Genomic DNA, 18,069 nt, shown 5'->3' on the forward strand with positions numbered 1-18,069 from the left:
TGGACCCTCTGGACCCTCTGGGCGCGGAGATTAATAGGCACACATGAGCGACGTCTGAGAATCGGCGGAGGCCGGACCGCCCCATCCCCCCGATGCCCCGGAACGCCGGCTACTCGACGAAGAGCCCCCGGGACGCGGCCCTCGCGTCGAACTCCTCCAGCCGCGCCTGCGCCTCGGGCAGCGCGTCACACATGGCCTCCAGCAGCACCCGCCCCAGCAGCATCGGGGCGCACGCGGTGTCGAAGGCCAGCCCCGTGCCCACGGCGCCCGGAATCAGCAGGTCGCTGTGGGCGGCCACCGGCGCGAACGCCGAATCGGCCACGGTCACGACGGTCAGCCCCTGCTCCCTGGCGTACGCCAGCGCGTCCACGACCTCCCGCGGATGCCTCGGCAGCGCGAAGCACATCAGCGCGCTCGCACCCGCCCGCCTGGCGGCGTCGACGCGGTCGTGCAGCATGCTGCCGCCCTCGTCGAGCACCCGTACGTCCGGGTGCACCTTCGAGGCGAAGTAACCGAACCCCCGCGCCTGCGAGGAGGCGGCCCGCAGTCCCAGCACGAGCAGCGGCCTGGACGCAGCGAGCAGGCGCCCCGCACGTTCCACCGGAGCCGGATCGGCGAGCAGTGCGGAGAGCTGCCGCAGATTCTCGATCTCGGCCAGCACCGCCTGCTGGTACTCGTTGAAGCGCTCCTCCACGCCCCCCTCGCCGGCCGGACCGGCGGGGACGTCCCTCAGGTGCTTGCGCAGCGCGGGGTACCCGTCGAACCCGAGCGCCACGGCGAAGCGGGTGACGGACGGCTGGCTGACCCCCGCCAGCTCGGCCAGCTCCACACTCGACAGGAACGGGGCGTCGGCGGCCCGCCGCACCATGGAGTGCGCGATCCGCCGCTGGGTGGGGGTCAGCCGCTGCCCCTCGAAGAGCCGCTGCAACCGCGCAGCCGGGCTGCTCCCGCTCATGCTGTCCCCTCCAGGGTTCCGTCGCACCGGTCCGGCGCCGAGGGATCCATTCAGCCAGCAAGCGCTCTGCATGTCCATATACAGCCCCGGCCCCGCCCTCCGCTCCGGCCACGGACGCCCCGGCCGTAAGCGCCGGTCCGGCCGCTCGCATTGCGGGACCGCCCCGCCCTGCCGACCCTGGGATCATGATTCCAGCCAATACGAGAGGGCCCGGCGGCCACGTCGTCCGCTACGGCGACGCCGACGCCGCACACGTGCTGAGCGTCTACGCCGATCTCCGCTGCCCCTACTGCAAGCGCATGGAGCTGGACCTCGGGGCCGTGATGGAGCGGGCCGCGGACGAGGGCAGATTCGCGATCGACCACCATTTCGCCACGTTCATCGACGACGCCGCGGGCGGAAGCGGGTCCCTGGAGGCGCTGGCCGCGCTGGGAGCCGCGGCGGACGAGGGCCAGAAGCCGTTCATGCACTACCTGCGCGCGCTGTACGCCGATCAGCCCAGCGAGGAGGTGGACGCCTTCTCCGACCGGGCCACCCTGCTGCGGCTGGCCGACGAGGTGGAGGCGCTGCACACCGACGCCTTCCGGCAGAAGGTCATGGAGCGCACCTACCTGCCCTGGGCGGCCCAGGTGTCGGCGGCCTTCGGGACGAGCGGTGTCCGGTCGACCCCCACGGTCCTGATCGACCGCACTCCCGTCGCCGTCATCAACTCCCTGGGGTACGCCGTCACGCCCGAGGCCTTCCTCGCCGAGGTCACTCCCCCGTGACGCCGGCCCGTACCCCGCCGTGAGCACCCGGCCGGTCCCTCTCAGGGCTTGCGTGCGACCCCGCTGAACATGGCCACCTCGTCCGGCAGGCCCTCGCCACCCGGCTCGGGGCGCCACCGGCTGCACGACACCACGCCGGGTTCGAGGAGCTCCAGACCGTCGAAGAACCGGGTGACGTCACCGGGTGTCCGCTGGGTCAGCTTCGGCGTGCCGTTCTCGTTCCAGAACGCGACCGCCGCGTCCACGTCGGGCATCGACGGGTCGGTGATCGTGTGGGAGAGGACGAGGTGGCTCCCGGACGGCAGGGCGTCCATGAGCCGGCGGACGAGGCCGTACGCCTCGTCGTCGTCCTCGATGAAGATGACCACGCCCAGCAGGACGAGAGCGACCGGCCGACTGAGGTCCAGGCTCTTCGCCGCGTGCTCCAGGATCACGTCGACGTTGCGCAGGTCCTCGTCGAGGTAGTCGGTGCTGCCCTCGGGCGTGCTGGTGAGCAGGGCGCGCGCGTGGGCGAGCACCAGCGGGTCGTTGTCGACGTAGACGATGCGGGACTCCGGCGCCAGCCGCTGGGCGACCTCGTGGGTGTTGTCGGCGGTGGGCAGACCGGTGCCGATGTCGAGGAACTGGCGGATCCCCTGATCGGCGACGAGGTGACGCACCGCCCGCCCGAGGAACAGCCGGTCCGCCTGGGCGTAGTCGCCGATGCCCGGGTGCAGGGTGCGGATGTGGTCACCGGCTGCCTGGTCGACGGGGTAGTTGTCCTTGCCGCCCAGCCAGTAGTTCCAGATCCGGGCGGTGTGGGGCTGCGTGGTGTTGATCCGGTCCGCCGGCTCGGGCACGTGTCCTCCTGGAGGGAGTCGGTCTGGGAGCGTCGTCAACACGCAGCCTACAGAGGCCTGTTGATGCCCAGGAGGCGGGCCGGAACGCCCGACCGGACGTGGGCGGCGGCGTCAGAACACGACGCGGGCCGCCACCAGCGCCTCCCGCGCCCCGGGGTCCCCCTCCACCTCCAGCCGGCCGCGCACCGGGCGCCCCGACACGTGCCGGGCGAAGTCGACCGCTTCCGCGCGGAGTGTGGCCGCCGGGGTGCCGATGCCCAGCAGACGGCTGCCTCCCGCAGGACCCCGGAGGTCGATCTCCACGGCGGGGCCCGTCCAGGCCAGGGCCAGATCCAGCACGACCTGGTCCACGATCTCCCGGTCGTGCCCGTCGAGGACCGGTTCCGCCCCGACGGCGTCGGCGAGGTCCACCCGGTGCATCCAGGTGTCGCGGGCGATGAGGACGTTGCCGAGGTAGTCCATCGAGTCGTCGGGCAGGGCCTTCGCCTCCGGGTAGAGCAGGCTCGGCCGGACCCTGCGGCGGACGGCCACCGGGATGCGGCGCAGGGCGATGAGTGCCTGGGGGGCGAAGTGGGCGAGGGCGCCGATCAGCTCGCGCCCCGGGACGGCCCGCCGGTCCTCGATCTGGACCTCGTTGTGCCCGTCCAGCCGGCCGAGGTGGGGATGGGTCCGCCCCGCCTGCCGGATCCGGCGGACCGCGACCCAGGGGCGCGGCAGCTCCTCGTACTGGCCGACGGTGTGGGCGAGCATGTCCCGGACCGTCCAGCGCTCGCAGACCGTGGGACGCCGCCAGTCCTCGTCGGAGAGCTCACGGAACGTGGAGAGCGTCGCCCGCAGCTCGGCCTCGTTGACCAGGCGGGCCCGCGTTCCCGAGGTACGGGGGATGGCACGGGCGGACGATGTCGTGGTGGCCATGGGCGCGCCTCCCGTCTCGCTCGGTCAACGCTACGCCGACGCGCCACGCCCCGCCCTGCGCGACCGGCCCCGAAACAGGGGGGCTAACCCCACTGACCCGGACGGCCCGGCTTCGTACCGTAGGGCGCATGGAAGCCCGTGACCCTGAGCTCAGGCGAGAGCTCGACGCCACCCTGCAGGCCCGCGGCGAGCTGGGGCCGGAGTACGAGTCCGTGCTGATCGACTCGTTCCTGGAGAAGGTGGAGCAACGGTTCGCCGGCACGCACGACCAGCGGACGCGGCGCCAGCTCGCCGAGCAGCGGATGGCCGCGGCCCGGAGCGTCCCGCGGCCCGCCGGACCGCTCGGGACCTTCGGGGAGCGGTTCGGTCTCGGGGTCGTCTCGCTGGTCCTCGCCGTCCCGCTGTCCGCGATCGGCGTCGCCAACGCCGGGATCAAGGGGCTCGTCGTGGCCTGGCTGGGGATCTTCGGCGTGAACGCCGTCCATGCCGCTCGCGCGTGGCCGTGGACCAGGGAGAAGCGGCGGACCGCTTCCGAGTGGGACGTCTGAGCCCTCCCGCGCCGCACGGGGTCCACGCGCGTGGATAGTCGCGGGGACCGCCGCACCCCCGTTGCCGGGGGGCGGGACGACGGCGGTCCCCGCGAGGGACGCGGTCCCGGGTCAGGGCCGGGCGCCGCGTCCTGGCGACGGTGGAGGTCCGGGAGCCGCTCCGTAGTCCGTGTCGCCGTAGGTGGGCCGGCGGGTTTCCCTGCCGACACCCCTTACTGTGCCGGTGCCGTGTTAAGCCGGTGCTGCGTGGACGTGTCGCGCTCGTACCGATTTCGCGAACCCCGGAAACCTGCCCGCTACGACTTGGGCGAGGCGTCCTTCGCGAGGAAGGCCAGCAGGTCCTGCCTGCTCACGACCCCTGTCGGCTTGCCCTCGACGAGCACGATCGCCGCATCGGCACCGTCCGCCCCACCGAGCACGGCCATCAGGTCCTCGACCGGTTCCCCCGAGCCGACCTGCGGCAGCGGGGCCGACATGTGCTTCTCCAACGGGTCCGACAGCGTCGCCCGCTGGGTGAACAGCGCGTCCAGGAGCTGACGCTCCACGACGGAGCCGATGACCTCGGCGGCCATCACGTCCGGGTGTCCCGCGCCCGGCTTCACGATCGGCATCTGCGAGACGCCGTACTCCCGGAGGACGTCGATGGCCTGGCCGACCGTCTCCTCGGGGTGCATGTGCACGAGCGAGGGGAGCGGGCCGTCCTTGAAGTCGAGCACCGCGCCGACCCTGGCCGAGGGACCGGTGTCCTCCAGGAAGCCGTAGTCGGCCATCCACTCGTCGTTGAAGATCTTGCTCATGTATCCGCGGCCGCTGTCCGGCAGCAGGACGACCACCACGTCCTCGGGGCCGAGGCTCCGGGCGACCTCCAGGGCCGCGACGACCGCCATGCCGCAGGAGCCGCCGACGAGCAGCCCCTCCTCCTTGGCGAGGCGGCGGGTCATCTGGAAGGAGTCCTTGTCCGAGACCGCGACGATCTCGTCCGTGACCGTACGGTCGTAGGCGCTCGGCCAGAAGTCCTCACCGACCCCCTCCACCAGGTAGGGGCGCCCGGAGCCGCCGGAGTAGACGGAGCCCTCCGGGTCCGCGCCGACGACCCGTACCCGGTTCTCGCTGATCTCCTTGAGATAGCGGCCCGTACCGGTGATCGTGCCGCCGGTTCCGACGCCCGCGACGAAGTGGGTGATCCTCCCCTCCGTCTGCTCCCAGAGCTCGGGACCCGTGGTCTCGTAGTGCGAGCGCGGGTTGTTGGGGTTGGAGTACTGGTCGGGCTTCCAGGCCCCCGGCGTCTCGCGGACCAGGCGGTCCGAGACGTTGTAGTACGAGTCCGGGTGCTCGGGGTCGACGGCGGTCGGGCAGACGACGACCTCGGCGCCGTACGCGCGCAGGACGTTGATCTTGTCCGTGGACACCTTGTCAGGGCAGACGAAGATGCACTTGTAGCCCTTCTGCTGGGCGACGATGGCCAGACCGACACCCGTGTTGCCACTGGTCGGCTCGACGATCGTGCCGCCGGGCTTCAGCTCCCCGCTCTGCTCGGCCGCCTCGATCATGCGCAGCGCGATGCGGTCCTTCACCGACCCGCCGGGGTTGAAGTACTCGACCTTGGCCAGGACCGTCGCCTGAATGCCTGCCGACACATTGCGCAGTCTGACGAGCGGGGTGTTGCCGACAAGACTGATCATCGAATCGTGGAATTGCACCGTGTACTCCGGGATCTCCGTGATGGTCCGCCAAGAGTATGCGTACGGGCAGGAGATTGGACGAAGCGATTGAGCTACGCCCTCCACGGGGCAGGTAGTGCTGTGTACGGCTGTACGGCACGGAGGAGGTGGACCGGACTGTGTCGAGAGCGAGGGTGGCACGGCGGATCGCAGCGGGTGCGGCCTACGGGGGCGGCAGCGTCGGGCTGATCGGTGCGGCGACGGTGGGCGTGGTGCTGGCCGAGGTACAGCTGGCGAAGAGGGCCGTGGGCGGGGGCAAGGCTCCGGTCCCGCCGAGTGCGGACGGACGGTACGGGGTGGCGTTCGCCGGCCCCGCCGACCCGTTGCGCTTCGTCATGCTGGGTGACTCGACGGCGGCGGGGCAGGGCGTGCGCAGGGCCGGGCAGACCCCGGGGGCCCTGCTGGCGTCCGGGCTCGCGGCCGTGGCCGAACAGCCGGTGGACCTCCGGAACGTGGCCCTGCCGGGCGCCCGGTCGGACGACCTGGAGCGCCAGGTCTCCCTGGTGCTCGCGGACCCCTCAGGAGTGCCGGACGTCTGCGTGATCATGATCGGCGCGAACGACGTGACCCACCGGATGCCCGCGACGCAGTCGGTGCGCTGCCTCGGCACGGCGGTGCGGAGGCTGCGTACCGCCGGTGCGGAGGTGGTCGTGGGCACCTGCCCGGACCTGGGCACGATCGAGCCGGTCTACCAGCCGCTGCGCTGGCTGGCCCGGCGGGTGAGCCGCCAGCTGGCGGCGGCCCAGACGATCGGCGCGGTGGAGCAGGGCGGCCGCACGGTCTCGCTGGGGGACCTGCTGGGGCCGGAGTTCGAGGCGAATCCCCGGGAGCTCTTCGGCCCCGACAACTACCATCCCTCGGCCGAGGGGTACGCGACCGCCGCGATGGCGATGCTGCCCACCCTGTGCGCCGTCCTGGGCCTGTGGCCGGAGTCCGACCATCTGGACGGCTCGCGCCGCGAGGGCATGCTGCCGGTCGCCAAGGCCGCCTCCCGCGCCGCGCGGGAGGCCGGCACGGAGGTGACGGGTGCGCGGGCGCCCTGGGCCCTGCTGAAGCACCGCAGGCGGCGGCGCCTGCCCGCCCACACCGAGCCGGTGCCCCACAAGGACACGGGGACGGACACGGACGGCGGGCCGGTCCCCGGACACGGGTCGGGGGCGACGTGGCGGCGGGCCTGAGCGCGGCTCCCCCGCGCGGGCGGAACAATGCGGGCGACTGAGCGGTTGCTTAGAAAAGAGGTCCGCATCACATCGCCTGTCGGGTGACCTCAGCTATACGTCCGGGTAACTTCCAAGGCAGCCCAGCCTTCCTGCCTTCCAGCCCTCATGGAGCCGCGTGATGCCCGAAGCCGTGATCGTCTCTGCTGCCCGTTCCCCGATCGGCCGGGCCTTCAAGGGGTCCCTCAAGGACCTGCGCGCGGACGACCTGACCGCGACCATCATCCAGACCGCGCTGGCCAAGGTCCCCGAGCTGGACCCGAGGGACATCGACGACCTGATGCTCGGCTGCGGCCTCCCCGGCGGCGAGCAGGGCAACAACCTGGGCCGCATCATCGCCGTACAGATGGGGATGGACCACCTCCCCGGCTGCACGGTCACCCGCTACTGCTCGTCCTCCCTCCAGACCAGCCGCATGGCGCTGCACGCCATCAAGGCCGGCGAGGGCGACGTCTTCATCTCCGCCGGCGTCGAGATGGTGTCCCGCTTCGCGAAGGGCAACTCCGACAGCCTTCCGGACACGCGCAACCCGCTCTTCGCCGAGGCGGAGGCCCGCACCGCCGCCCGCGCCGAGCAGGAGGGCACGAGCTGGACCGACCCGCGCGAGGAGGGCCTCGTCCCGGACGCGTACATCGCCATGGGGCAGACCGCCGAGAACCTTGCCCGGATCAAGGGCGTCACCCGCCAGGACATGGACGAGTTCGGCGTCCGCTCGCAGAACCTCGCCGAGGAAGCCATCAAGAACGGCTTCTGGGAGCGCGAGATCACCCCCGTGACCACGCCGGACGGCACGGTCGTCTCGAAGGACGACGGCCCCCGCGCCGGCGTCACCCTGGAGGGCGTGCAGGGCCTCAAGCCCGTGTTCCGCCCCGACGGACTCGTCACCGCGGCCAACTGCTGCCCGCTCAACGACGGCGCCGCCGCGCTCGTGATCATGTCCGACACCAAGGCGCGCGAGCTGGGCCTGACCCCGCTGGCCCGCATCGTGTCGACCGGCGTCTCCGGCCTGTCCCCCGAGATCATGGGCTACGGACCGGTCGAGGCCAGCAAGCAGGCGCTGAAGCGCGCCGGCCTGACCATCGACGACATCGACCTGGCCGAGATCAACGAGGCGTTCGCCGCCCAGGTCATCCCGTCCTACCGGGACCTCGGCCTCCCGCTGGACAAGGTCAACGTCAACGGTGGCGCGATCGCCGTCGGCCACCCGTTCGGCATGACCGGCGCGCGCATCACCGGCACGCTGATCAACAGCCTGCAGTTCCACGACAAGCAGTTCGGCCTGGAGACGATGTGCGTCGGCGGCGGCCAGGGCATGGCGATGGTCATCGAGCGGCTGAGCTGAGCCGCAGCGGAGGGTCGGGGGCGTCCGAGGTACGAGGGCGGCACCGGCCCGCAGCGGAGGCGAAGCTCAGCGCGACCACGGACACGGAGCGGCTGAGCTGAGTCGCAGCGGAGGGTCGGGGGCGTCCGAGGTACGAGGGCGGCACCGGCCCGCAGCGGAGGCGAAGCTCAGCGCGACCACGGACACGGAGCGGCTGAGCTGAGCCGCAGCGGAGGCCGGGCTTCCGGGCCTCCGGCGCTCCGCCCGTCCCGCGCGGGGGCCGTTTCGAATCAGGCCGAGCTCCGATCGTGACCGAATCTCCCCCAGGATGTGATCTGCGTCCCGGGGGAGAGTCGTTTCCCCAGGTCACACCGGACACAAGGCTAAACACCGGGCACAAAGACCTGTCCAATTCGTGACGTAATGCACTGACAGCAGGCACCGGTACAGGACAAGCTGATGTAGGAAGTCGGGGGTGTCGATTGAAACCGGGAGTATGTCAGTGAGCGCCATGCCGTTTGCCCTGTTGCTGACCACCGCCGCTGCCACGGCTGTCGGCGCCGCCGCTCTGCACGCTGCTCACGGGCTGCGCAAGCAGGTCACAGCCCTGCGCACGGAGCTGGCGGAGGGACGGAGCCCGCGGGCGTCCGTGCCCGAGCAGCAGAACCGGAGCACCAGCACCCCCGTCGAGGAGATACGCGCGGCGGTCGCCGAGGCCCTCGCCGAGGAGCGCGAGCGCGAGCTCGCCGAGGCCCGCGCCTTCTGGGCCGCGCAGGAGGCCCGCGACGCCGCCGACGCGCCGTCGCTGCTGGGCGGGTTCGGCGAGGACGTCCCGTTCTTCATGCCGCGGCAGACCGACTTCGTGGGCCTGGAGGCGATGGATCTCGAAGCCGGCGACGCCTTGGACGAGCTGGTGGGGCTGGCGGAGCTCACCGACCTTCCCGAGGCCGCCGAGTACGCGGAGTTCCCCGAGGACTCCCCCGAGCTGGCCGCGGCCCGTCGCCGCCACCCGTCCCACCCGGACTTCATCCCGGTGCAGACACCGGTGGTCACCGACCATGAGCGTACCGTGAACAGGCTGGAGCGGCTCGCCGATACGGCCACGGAGCTCACCGACGTGCGCCCCGGCCCCCTGGGGACCCTCGACGTGTACGTCTTCGCCGACGGCACCACGCTCTGCATGACCCCGGGCCACCGCGAGACCGCCGAGCGGCTCGCCGCCTCGCTGCGCTCCGGTGAGCAGCCGGTGCTGCTGGGTGGTTCCGGCGTCTCCGGGGCCTACGCGCTGACGTTCTCGTGCGGCAAGGAGAACGTCTACATCCTCGCCGACCGCGTCATCGCCTCGTTCTAGCGCGGCCCGGGTGCGAACGCCCGCGCCGCCGCCTCCTCGACACGCCGCACGGCCTCGTCCAGCTCCTGGGACGAGGCCGTTTCCAGTGCCACGGCCAGGTCACGGCCCGCGACGGCGAGCTGGTCACCGACGGCGAATATCCCGACGTCCGGCATCGTCCTCGGCTCCCGGTCCCGCTCCTCGGCCCGCTGGGCGCGCGTGGACAGCTCCCTGGCCGTCGCCAGGGCCTCGGCGGCCACGCCCTGCTGGAGCCGGCTCTGCGGAGTGCTCCGCAGCCGGTCGGCGAATCGGTCCACGGCAGTGATCAGAGGGGTCGTATCGAGCACGCCGTGACCCTACGCGCCCCCGCAGGATGGTTGCCAACGCGCCGACGCTCGGGCACGGTGTCGGGAAGGAACAGCAACGCGTACTGCGTCGGAGGCGCCGATGTCTCAAGTCTTCTCCGAAGAAACCCATCGCAACCTGCTCTCCCGGATCCCGCACTGCACCGGTCGCGACATCGCCGACTGGCTCCGCACCGTCGACGACGGACCCTCCCTCCTCCGCTTCGAGGAGAAGGTCAGCTGGCTGCGGAGCGAGCACGACCTCACCTACGGCCACGCCAAGGCGATCATCCACGAGTACGACCTGCGCAGAGCCGCGCGCAAGCTGCTCTGACCGCACCCGCGACTCCCCGCGGACGACGGAACGGCCCGCAGGCGGTGCCTGCGGGCCGTTCCGTCGTCGTCGTGCCTACGGGGTCAGTCGTCCCCGTTGAGGATGGAGAGCAGACGCAGCATCTCCAGGTAGATCCACACCAGGGTCAGGGTGAGGCCGAAGGCCGCCAGCCATGACTCCTCGCGCGGTGCGCCGTAGTTGATGCCGTCCTCGACCTGCTTGAAGTCCAGGGCCAGGAAGCACGCACCGAGGATGATGCCGATGACTCCGAAGAGGATGCCGAGGCCACCGCTGCGGAAGCCGAGGCCGTCACCGCCACCGAAGACGCTGAACAGCAGGTTGACCATCATCAGGAGCACGAAGCCCATGGCCGCGGCCATCACGAAGCCGTAGAAACGGCGGGTGACGCGGATCCAGCGCATCTTGTACGCGATGAGGACACCGGCGAAGACACACATGGTGCCCATCACCGCCTGCATCACCGTGCCGGGGCTGATGTAGGTGCTGACCGTGCTGGAGATCACCCCGAGGAAGACACCCTCGAAGGCCGCGTAGGCCAGGATCAGCGCGGGCGAGGCCTTGCGCTTGAAGGACTGGATGATCGCGAAGACGAACGCCACCAGGGCCGCGCCGATGGCGATGCCGTAGGACTTGCCGAGATTGGCCTCGTCGACGGGGAGCAGGGCCCAGGAGAGCGCGGCGGTGAGCACCACGGTGCCCAGCGTCATGGCCGTACGCGTGACGACGTCGTCGATCGTCATCGCGCCGGAGTGCGCCGGCGCCTGCGGGGCGCCGTACTGGGTGTCCTGCTGGGCGTAGGGGTTCGTGGCGTACGGGTTGGCGGCGGTGCCCTGCGCGTACGGGTTGGCACCCGCTGCGGGGGCCCCGGCCTGCGGCGCCGCGTTGAAGCCCGCGTAGCCGTTGTCGCGGCTGAACCCCCGTCGCGAGAAGACCGGGTTGCTGCTCCTCATTTCACTCCTCCATGGCCACCGTGCGTGGCCTTGCCACAAGAGTAATGGGTAGGCAAAACAATCACCCTAGTGCCAGAGGAGGATCTTTGAGAGAAGTCGCACCGGGCGAGCGGCTCCGCTCCGCGCATGACCTGTCCGGATCCGGGCACGAGGCCTGCGGGTCCAGCCCGTCCCTCCGCACCCTTCCCGCACCGGGCGACGAGCGGGAATCGCATACGCAGGGTGACCGGGTGTCTTCGCAGCGCCTTCACGCGCGGGACGCCGTCCGTCGCGCGACGCGGCCGTTCCGCGGGCACCCACGCCTCGGCGAGCGAGTGCCCGGAGCCGGACTCGAACCGGCACGCCCCCGAGGAGGCAGCGAGGTTTAAGCTCGCCGTGTCTGCATTCCACCACCCGGGCGTGGGCGCGCGGCTTCGCGTGTGGCAAAGACCCTATCCGGGGGCATCCCTCGAACAGCGGAACATGCGCTCGATGTTGTCTTATTTTATTGATCGTGTGAGGGTCCGTCAGACACCCCGCACCGCATCAGCACACGCCCGGACCGGCCGGTGGGGACGAACCCCGGCAAACGGGAATGACGGAAACTCGCCGCACTCGTACGGCCCATACGCCATGGGCCGCGCCACCATTCGCCAGGGTCCGCCACGTCACCCGTCGACGGTGTCGTTGACGCACCGGAGAACCGGCCTCGCCCCCAGGGCCGAAGGGTCCTTCAGCACGGCGCCCGTGACGTGGAAGACGGCGCTCTCGCCGGGCAGCAGGGTGACCAGGACGGCATCCACCTCGGCCGCCGGATCCAGCCGGTCGGGGAAGAGCGCGAGGTCCCGCAGCAGCGTCCTCGCCGTCACCGTGACCCGGTAGCCGATACCTGATTCGTCACCCTGGGTGACCTCGACGTCGTAGCGGGCCGGCGGCAGCGCGACCCGGGTGTCCTCCTCGTAGAACTCGACCGTCCGCATCCCGCCCAGCTCCGCCACCAGCACCTCACGGGCGGCCTCGTCCGGTTCGGCGACCGTCTCCGGCAGGGCCACCCGGGTGACGCCGCGGGCCGCCGTGCCCACCACGACCGTCTCCTCGGCCAGGACCGCGCCGTCCAGGGAGCGCCGGGTCAGCCGCAGCGTGCCCTCCCAGGGACGGGCGGAGTCGTTGACGAGGTGCAGGGCTCCGTCGCGTACGGCCATGAGCCGGTCCGCGTACGCCTCGCGCAGGGCGTACCAGAGGGGCTTGCGGCGGCCGTCGCCGTCCACGGCGGCCCAGGACACGACCGGCCAGCAGTCGTTGAGCTGCCAGACGATCGAGCCCATGCAGTACGGGCTGTGCGAGCGGAAGTGGCGGATCCCGAAGGCGACCGCGCGTGCCTGGTTCAGCTGGGTGAGCCAGTGCCAGTCGTCGAAGGAACCGGGCTGCGGGAGGTGGTCGCCCAGCCCCCGCAGCAGTTTGGCGTCACCGTCCTCCGCCTTCTGGTGATGGGCGATCAGCGGAGCGCCCGTCACCAGGGGACCGCCGACCGCGCGGCGCAGGGTGGCATACGTCGGCGGCCCCTGGAACCCGAACTCCGCGACGAAGCGGTGGGCTGTGTCGGCGTAGTGGCGGTAGTCGACCCGGTTCCAGACGTCCCAGAGGTGGACCGTGCCCCGGGCGGGATCCTGCGGGGGCAGCTCCGGGGAGCCGGAGTAGGGCGAGCCCGGCCAGTACGGGCGGGAGGGGTCCGTCTCGGCGCAGAGCGCGGGCAGCAGCTCGTGGTAGTAGCCGTGGCCCCAGGTGCGGCCCTCCAGCTGCTCCTGCCACCCCCAGTCGGCGTGCCCCTCCAGGTTCTCGTTGTTGCCGCACCACAGGACCAGCGAGGCGTGCGGGGCGAGCCGGACGAGGTTCTCGCGGACCTCCGCGGCGACCTCGTCGTACAGCGGCTGCTCCTCCGGATACGCGGCGCAGGCGAACGGGAAGTCCTGCCAGACCAGCAGTCCCTTCTCGTCGCACAGTTCGTAGAAGTCGTCGCTCTCGTAGAGGCCGCCGCCCCAGACCCTGATCAGGTTGACGTTGGCGGCGACCGCCTGGTCGAGGCGGTCCGAGACGCGCTGACGGGTGAGCCGGGACGGGAAGCAGTCGTCGGGGATCCAGTTCACTCCGCGTACGAAGACGGGCTCGTCGTTGACCGAGATCCGGAACGCCTCGCGCTCCAGACCGACACCCCGGAAGCCGGTCCTGCCGGTCCACGCGTCCTCCCCCAGACGGACGGTGACGTCGTACAGCGGCTGCTCGCCGTGGCTGTGCGGCCACCAGCGCGCGGCCCCGGGGACGGCGAGGGTGACGGCCGCGCGGTGCTCCCCGTCCGGGACGGTGAACACCGCCCGCTCGCCGGCCACCTCCACCGACGCCTCCAGGGCGCCGCCCCCGGCCGGGTCGACGTCGAGGGTCACGGCGAGGCGCGGCACCCCGTCCCCGTCGAGGTCGGCGAGCACCTTCACCTCGGCGATGCGCGGGCCGGTCCAGGACTCCAGGGCGACCGGCCGCCAGATGCCCGAGGTCACCAGGGTCGGTCCCCAGTCCCAGCCGAAGTTGCAGGCCATCTTGCGGATGAAGGCGTACGGCTCCGCGTACGCACCGGGCCGGTCGCCGAGCTTGTCGCGCAGCGCCTCGGCGTACGTGTACGGAGCGGTGAAGCGTACGACGAGGGTGTTGGGCCCCTCGCGCAGCAGGGGGCGCACGGGGAAGCGATGGCTGCGGTGCTGGTTGGCGGTGGAGCCCACCTCGGTGCCGTTGAGGAGGACGGTGGCGACGGTGTCGAGGCCGTCGAAGCACAGGTCGGTGAACGCGTGCCCGTCGTCGGACCAGGCGAAGGCGGTGCGGTACGTCCAGTCGGTGCGTCCGATCCAGCCGAGCCGCTTCTCGTTGTCGTCGAGGTAGGGGTCGTCGATCAGTCCGGCGGCCAGCAGGTCGGTGTGCACGCAGCCGGGGACGGCCGCCGGGACGCCCTCGGCCGGGATCTCCACCGGGACGGAGCCGTCGGCGGTGAGCGTCCAGCCGTCGTGCAGGGGCAGGTGGCGAGGGGTCACGCGGAGGTCCTTCCGCAGTCGGGGAGTCCGGCACAGGCGACGAGGTGGTCCGGCTCGGTCTCGTGGAGGTCGGTGTCGCGGGCGCCGCCCTCGTGGTAGGCGCAGGCCTCCACCGGCCGGGCGGGTGTCCAGGGTTCGTTGATCCGAGGGACCGCTGCCAGGAGGGTGCGCGTGTAGGGGTGGAGGGGGTTGCCGAAGACCTTCTGCGTGTCGCCGCGTTCGACGACCCGGCCGTTCCTCAGGACCACCGTCTTCTCGGCGAGATAGGTGCCGAGGGAGAGGTCGTGGGTGATGTAGAGGACACCGAGCCCGCGCTCCTTGAGCCCGGCGAGGAGGTTGAGCACGTCGATGCGGGTGGAGGCGTCGAGCATGCTGGTGATCTCGTCGGCGACCAGGAAGCGCAGGTCGAGCAGGAGCGCCCTGGCGATCAGCAGGCGCTGGAGCTGGCCGCCGCTGAGCTGGTGCGGGTAGCGGCCGAGGACCTGCCCGGGGTCCAGGCGTACGTCCCGTACGGCCTTCTCCACGCGGTCGGCCCACTCCTTGTCCGAGACGCCCGGGTGGTAGGCGCGGCGGATCAGGGCGAAGACGCGGTCTGCCTTGAAGACGGGGTTGTAGCAGCTGAAGGGGTCCTGGAAGACGCCCTGGACGCGACGGTAGAAGTCCTTGCCGGGGCGGACCTGTTCACCGTCGAGGGTGAGGCTGCCCGCGCTGACCCGGGTGAGGCCCAGGACCATGCGGCCGATGGTCGACTTGCCGCTGCCGCTCTCGCCGATGAGCGAGACCAGTTCGCCGGGTGCCGCCTCGAAGGAGACCCGGTCCACGGCGGTGACCGAACCACCGCCGAAGGCGCCGGCCCGGAAGGTCTTGGTGACACGGTCGAGCGTCAGCATCAGGCCGCCTTCCAGCATGCGACGGAGTGACGGGGGGCTACCTCGACGACCGGCGGCTCCTCGGCGCACCGGCTGTCGGCGAGCGGGCAGCGGTCGCGGAAGCGGCAGCCGGCCGGCGGGTTCAGCAGGGAGGGCGGGGAGCCCTCGATGCCGCTGAGCGGCTTGTCCTTGTGGCGGGCGCCCACCTGGGGCAGCGAGCCGATCAGCATCTTCGTGTACGGGTGGCGCGGCTCGGTCGTCAGCACCTTGGTGGGCGCCTTCTCCGCGAGCTTGCCCGCGTACATCACCATGATCGAGTCGGCGATGTGGGAGGTCAGCCCGAGGTCGTGGGTCACGAAGATCATGCTGGTGACCAGGCCCTTGTCGCGGAGCCCCGTGAGGGCGCCCACGACGGCCTGCTGGCTGGAGACGTCCAGCGCCGAGGTGACCTCGTCGGCGATGAGGACGGACGGGTCGAGCAGCGTGGAGATGACCATGACGGCGCGCTGCTTCATGCCCCCGGACAGTTCGATGGGATAGCGGTCCAGGACCTCGGGTCCGAGGCCGACCAGGGCGAGACGGCGGTGCAGTTCGCCGGTGTCCACGGTGACGCCGCGCGAGGCGAGGAGTTCGCGGATCATGCGGCCGATGCGCCGGGTCGGGTTGAGCGCGCTCATCGAGTACTGGGGGACGAGCGAGATCCTGTGGAAGCGGTAGGCGTTCATGGCCCGGTCGTCGGAGAGCGGCAGTTCGTCGCCGTCCAGCGTCACCGTGCCGCCCACGTGCCGCATCCGGCCGTCGAGCCGGATGAGGGCCTTGCCCAGGGTGGTCTTGCCGCAGCCGGACTCGCCGGCCAGGCCCAGGATCTCGCCGTCCGCCAGGTCGAAGCCGACGCCGTCCAGGGCCCGGACCTCGCCACGCAGCGTGCGGTAGTGGACCCGCAGATCGTTGACGGTCAGGGTCATGTGCTCAGGACTCCCTCAGCTTCGGGTTGAAGACCTCGTCGAGGCCCACGTTGGCGACGTAGAGCGCGCCGACGATCGCGGTGATCCCGGCGCCCGGCGGGACGAACCACCACCACATGCCGAGCTGGAGCGCGCTCCACTGCTGGGCGCTCTGCAGCATCAGACCGAGCGAGACCCCTTCGGTCGGGCCGAGCCCGATGAAGTCGAGCGAGGAGGCGATGAGGATGGACCCGCCGAAGAGCAGGATGAACATCATGAAGAGGTACGAGCTCATGTTGGGCGCGATCTCGCGGAAGACGATCCGCCAGGTGCCGCTCCCGCTGAGCCGGGCCAGGTCCACGAACTCCCGGGTGCGCAGCGAGAACGTCTGCGCGCGGATGGCACGGGCCGCCCAGGGCCACGAGGTCAGTCCGATGAACAGGCCCTGCACGGCGACGCTCCGCACCCCCATGTAGGCGTTGATGATCAGCAGGACGGCGAGGGCGGGGATCACCAGGACGACGTTGGTGAGCATGTTGAGGATCTCGTCGGTGACTCCTCCCCGGTAGCCGGCGAGGAAGCCGACGAGCATGGCGATGACGGCGGCGATGGCACCGCCCACGACGCCCACCAGGAAGGTGGCGCGCAGCCCGTGCACGAACTGCGCGTACACGTCCTGGCCGAAGGTGGTGGTGCCCATCCAGTACGTGCCGTCGGGCGCGGACGCCTGCGGGCCGACGTATTCGTTGGGGTTGCCGTTGTCGAGCAGCATCGGGCCGATGACACCGACGGCGAGCAGCACGGCGACCAGGCTGACGCCGATGATCAGCTTGGGGTTGCGTACCGCGTAGTGCAGCGACTCGCGGCCGGGCTTCGCGACGGGGGCCCCGGCGGTGGGTGCCTCGGGCGCCGGGTCGGGCAGTGTGCTCATGACGTGCCTCCTGCCATGCCCGTACGGGTGCGGGGGTCGACGACGACGTACACGATGTCGATGAGGAAGTTGGCGATCAGCACGCCGATGACGATGAACAGGAACGCCCCCTGGAGCAGGAAGAAGTCCTGGTTCTGGATCGCGGCCAGGATCAGTGAGCCGAGCCCCGGATAGGCGAAGACGATCTCGGTGACGAGGGCTCCGGCGACCAGCACACCCAGCTGGAGTGCCAGGCCGGTGACCTGGGGCAGCACCGCGTTGCGGAAGGCGTACCGGCGGATGAGCCGCTGGGGCGCTCCGAGGGCCGACAGGTAGGACGCGTAGTCGGACTCCAGCTCGTAGATGATCATGTTGCGCATGCCGATGGCCCAGCCGCCGAGCGCGACGAGGAACAGCGAGAGGAACGGCAGCACCCAGTGGTGCAGCGCGTCCAGCGCGAAGTCGGCGCTCGGGCCGGGCTGGATGTCGAGGCTGTAGCCCCCGGATATGGGGAACCAGCCGGCCTTGGCACCCAGCGCCCAGGCGAGGATGACGGCGATCCACATGTACGGCATGGCGGTCAGCAGATAGCCGGCCGGCAGCACGGTGTTGTCGAGGACCTTGCGGCGTGCGGACAGCGCGCCGATCCAGTTGCCCACGAACCAGCTGAGCAGGACGGCCGGGATCATCAGGCCGAGCGTGTACGGGAGCGCGTCGAGCAGGACGTCGCCGACGGGCGTGGGGAAGACGAAGATGGAGATCCCGAAGTCGCCCTGGAGCAGGGCGCCCCAGAAGTGCAGGTACTGCTGCCACAGGGGCTCGTCGAAGCCGAACAGGTTGTTGTAGTACGTGCGCATCGCCTCGGCCGCCTCGGGCTGCGAGACGCGGGCGCGGGCGACCATGGCGGAGACCGGGTCGCCGGGCATGAAGCGCGGGATCATCCAGTTGACGGTGACGGCGACGACGAACGTCAGCGCGTAGATCAGAAGTTTGCGGGCGAAATAGCGGCGCAAGGGTGCTCCCCTGGTGGA

17 protein-coding genes and 1 tRNA gene are annotated in these 18,069 nt (G+C 71.1%); 6 read left to right on the top strand and 12 right to left on the bottom strand.

The features are described 5' to 3' along the window. Positions 1–109: 109 nt before the first annotated feature. A complete protein-coding gene (locus OG488_RS15240; protein ID WP_329229635.1) occupies positions 110–955 on the bottom strand; it encodes a MurR/RpiR family transcriptional regulator in 846 nt (281 codons plus the stop codon). Between the two features lie 185 nt (positions 956–1,140). Between OG488_RS15240 and OG488_RS15245 the strand changes: the two genes are divergently transcribed. Continuing rightward, a complete protein-coding gene (locus OG488_RS15245; protein WP_329229637.1) occupies positions 1,141–1,722 on the top strand; it encodes a thioredoxin domain-containing protein in 582 nt (193 codons plus the stop codon). Between the two features lie 41 nt (positions 1,723–1,763). Here OG488_RS15245 and OG488_RS15250 read toward each other — a convergent pair whose 3' ends face one another. Both OG488_RS15250 and OG488_RS15255 read right to left on the bottom strand, forming a co-directional pair. Further along, positions 1,764–2,561 (bottom strand): SAM-dependent methyltransferase, encoded by a 798-nt coding sequence (locus OG488_RS15250; protein ID WP_329229639.1) that lies wholly within the window; start codon positions 2,559–2,561, stop codon positions 1,764–1,766. 111 nt (positions 2,562–2,672) lie between these two features. Then, the gene (locus tag OG488_RS15255) at positions 2,673–3,476 is read right to left on the bottom strand and encodes a maleylpyruvate isomerase family mycothiol-dependent enzyme (RefSeq protein WP_329229641.1); all 804 of its coding nucleotides are present in this window, start codon (positions 3,474–3,476) and stop codon (positions 2,673–2,675) included. A 128-nt stretch (positions 3,477–3,604) separates the two neighbouring features. Here OG488_RS15255 and OG488_RS15260 point away from each other — a divergent pair, with 128 nt between their 5' ends. Next, positions 3,605–4,024, top strand: coding sequence for a hypothetical protein (locus tag OG488_RS15260; RefSeq protein WP_329229643.1), 420 nt, complete (start codon positions 3,605–3,607; stop codon positions 4,022–4,024). A 296-nt stretch (positions 4,025–4,320) separates the two neighbouring features. Here the strand turns inward: OG488_RS15260 and OG488_RS15265 are convergent, their stop codons facing one another. Next, positions 4,321–5,724, bottom strand: coding sequence for a cystathionine beta-synthase (locus OG488_RS15265; RefSeq protein WP_329229644.1), 1,404 nt, complete (start codon positions 5,722–5,724; stop codon positions 4,321–4,323). 155 nt (positions 5,725–5,879) lie between these two features. Here OG488_RS15265 and OG488_RS15270 point away from each other — a divergent pair, with 155 nt between their 5' ends. The 3 genes from OG488_RS15270 (at position 5,880) to OG488_RS15280 (ending at position 9,634) form a co-directional block, all read left to right on the top strand. Further along, positions 5,880–6,923: an SGNH/GDSL hydrolase family protein gene (locus tag OG488_RS15270; protein WP_329238669.1), complete on the top strand. Its 1,044-nt coding sequence runs from the start codon at positions 5,880–5,882 to the stop codon at positions 6,921–6,923. 160 nt (positions 6,924–7,083) lie between these two features. Beyond that, positions 7,084–8,304: an acetyl-CoA C-acetyltransferase gene (locus OG488_RS15275; protein WP_329229646.1), complete on the top strand. Its 1,221-nt coding sequence runs from the start codon at positions 7,084–7,086 to the stop codon at positions 8,302–8,304. Between the two features lie 475 nt (positions 8,305–8,779). Further along, on the top strand, positions 8,780–9,634 hold the full coding sequence (locus OG488_RS15280; protein ID WP_329229648.1) for a hypothetical protein: 855 nt from the start codon (positions 8,780–8,782) through the stop codon (positions 9,632–9,634). Here the strand turns inward: OG488_RS15280 and OG488_RS15285 are convergent. Next, positions 9,631–9,960, bottom strand: coding sequence for a hypothetical protein (locus OG488_RS15285; protein WP_329229650.1), 330 nt, complete (start codon positions 9,958–9,960; stop codon positions 9,631–9,633). The genes OG488_RS15280 and OG488_RS15285 overlap by 4 nt on opposite strands. A 100-nt stretch (positions 9,961–10,060) precedes the next feature. On the opposite strand from OG488_RS15285, the gene OG488_RS15290 reads away from it, so the two are divergent. Then, complete coding sequence (locus tag OG488_RS15290) at positions 10,061–10,291, top strand: DUF4287 domain-containing protein (RefSeq protein ID WP_329229652.1); 231 nt, start codon at positions 10,061–10,063, stop codon at positions 10,289–10,291. Between the two features lie 83 nt (positions 10,292–10,374). Here OG488_RS15290 and OG488_RS15295 read toward each other — a convergent pair whose 3' ends face one another. The 7 genes from OG488_RS15295 to OG488_RS15325 all read right to left on the bottom strand — a co-directional run bounded on the left by OG488_RS15295 (position 10,375) and on the right by OG488_RS15325 (position 18,051). After that, positions 10,375–11,262: a Bax inhibitor-1/YccA family protein gene (locus OG488_RS15295; RefSeq protein ID WP_329229654.1), complete on the bottom strand. Its 888-nt coding sequence runs from the start codon at positions 11,260–11,262 to the stop codon at positions 10,375–10,377. A 315-nt stretch (positions 11,263–11,577) separates the two neighbouring features. Further along, a tRNA-Leu gene (locus tag OG488_RS15300) sits at positions 11,578–11,661 on the bottom strand. Positions 11,662–11,909: 248 nt separating this feature from the next. Continuing rightward, the gene (locus OG488_RS15305; protein WP_329229656.1) at positions 11,910–14,315 is read right to left on the bottom strand and encodes a glycoside hydrolase family 2 protein; all 2,406 of its coding nucleotides are present in this window, start codon (positions 14,313–14,315) and stop codon (positions 11,910–11,912) included. Then, positions 14,312–15,223: an ATP-binding cassette domain-containing protein gene (locus OG488_RS15310; protein ID WP_329229658.1), complete on the bottom strand. Its 912-nt coding sequence runs from the start codon at positions 15,221–15,223 to the stop codon at positions 14,312–14,314. Before OG488_RS15310 ends, OG488_RS15305 begins: the two co-directional genes overlap by 4 nt. Then, positions 15,205–16,149: an ABC transporter ATP-binding protein gene (locus tag OG488_RS15315; protein ID WP_329229660.1), complete on the bottom strand. Its 945-nt coding sequence runs from the start codon at positions 16,147–16,149 to the stop codon at positions 15,205–15,207. The genes OG488_RS15310 and OG488_RS15315 overlap by 19 nt, the downstream gene beginning before the upstream one ends. A 4-nt stretch (positions 16,150–16,153) precedes the next feature. Then, positions 16,154–17,059 carry an ABC transporter permease gene (locus tag OG488_RS15320; RefSeq protein ID WP_329229662.1) on the bottom strand — a complete coding sequence of 302 codons (906 nt, stop codon included), beginning with the start codon at positions 17,057–17,059 and terminating at the stop codon, positions 16,154–16,156. Beyond that, positions 17,056–18,051: an ABC transporter permease gene (locus OG488_RS15325; RefSeq protein ID WP_329229664.1), complete on the bottom strand. Its 996-nt coding sequence runs from the start codon at positions 18,049–18,051 to the stop codon at positions 17,056–17,058. The genes OG488_RS15320 and OG488_RS15325 overlap by 4 nt, the downstream gene beginning before the upstream one ends. Positions 18,052–18,069 lie beyond the last annotated feature (18 nt).

Origin of the sequence: Streptomyces sp. NBC_01460 (genome assembly GCF_036227405.1) — a bacterium.
Classification (GTDB): domain Bacteria; phylum Actinomycetota; class Actinomycetes; order Streptomycetales; family Streptomycetaceae; genus Streptomyces.